Genomic DNA, 1,145 nt, shown 5'->3' on the forward strand with positions numbered 1-1,145 from the left:
GATATAGGCAGTTTCAAAAAGCTGAAACATTTAAAAGTAGCTTTAAAAAGTTTTAAATATTTGGATACTATAGAGAGCATTGAAAGCTTTACTCTCAATAATAGTACGGGTTCGCATTTACCTGAAGGACTAGGTAATTTACCTTTATTGAATGATCTGAATTTGAGGTATTGTAAAAACCTTTTCAAGTTACCTGCTTCAATGGGTAATTTAAAAATGTTATTGGGATTAGATATAACAGGGTGTTCACGAATTACCGGCCTTCCTTCCTCACTAAATCAAGTGCCTATTGGGATATTAAAACTTGACGAATGTAATGGTTTAAGATCTGTACCAAAAGGCTTACAAGTTGGAAGTATTTGGGCAGAAAATGTAACTTGGAAAAGTATGCCTGTAGGAATTTTTGATAGCGAAGCTAGTGACCTCAATGTAATCAATCATCAAATCACTGATATTACGGGGATTGGTAGGATGAAAAACTTAGAGAACTTAAACATGACCAACGGAAAAATCAAGCGTATCCCTCCTGATATCAACAAATGTACAAAGCTAAACTTATTACTTTTAGAAGGTAATGAAATTGAAAACACCTACAATGCCGAGATCTCTGAAAATGTGGATACAAGACTTTTAGGAAATCCTGTTTTTGATAGGAAGCAGATTGATGAGTAAAGTAAATTAGAGAAGGTTACTATACTTTCTCTTCATTCTATAGAACAAATGATACATAAAAAGGCTTCTATTAGTACTGTGCAACGGAAATTAGCTATTGCTAAATACTTCTATTATTTCATTATTAGTGTAGTGATTATTCTATTGATTGGTTGTACAAACTATAAGGATATGGAAGAACAGGAAATAATTGAGATACTTAGAGAACAATATGATGGGAGTGTCTATTTTGAATTAGATAATAACAACGAACATATAACATTAATAGAAATAGAAAAAGCGACATCTTTGGAGGAGTTCCCTAAAGAAATACAGGTCTTAAAAAAACTTGAGGAAATAAAAATCCTCAACTGTAATGTAACCGAAATCCCAGAGTTTATTACTGAATTCCCTGAACTCAAAGCATTATGGTTGGAAGGAAATCCTATTAAGGAAATACCCTCTTTTATTACAAAATGTCATAAACTAAACAT

At 32.1% G+C, this 1,145-nt stretch carries 1 protein-coding gene and 1 pseudogene; both read left to right on the forward strand.

The window, feature by feature from the left end; genetic code table 11:
- On the forward strand, positions 1-672 hold a 672-nt coding region (locus HHU12_RS34025), incomplete at its 5' end, for a leucine-rich repeat domain-containing protein (protein ID WP_169661165.1).
- A 48-nt stretch (positions 673-720) separates the two neighbouring features.
- Positions 721-1,145 (forward strand): annotated as a pseudogene (locus tag HHU12_RS34030) (hypothetical protein); the annotation flags it as partial.

Source organism: Flammeovirga aprica JL-4 (assembly GCF_012844305.1).
Lineage (GTDB): Bacteria > Bacteroidota > Bacteroidia > Cytophagales > Flammeovirgaceae > Flammeovirga > Flammeovirga aprica.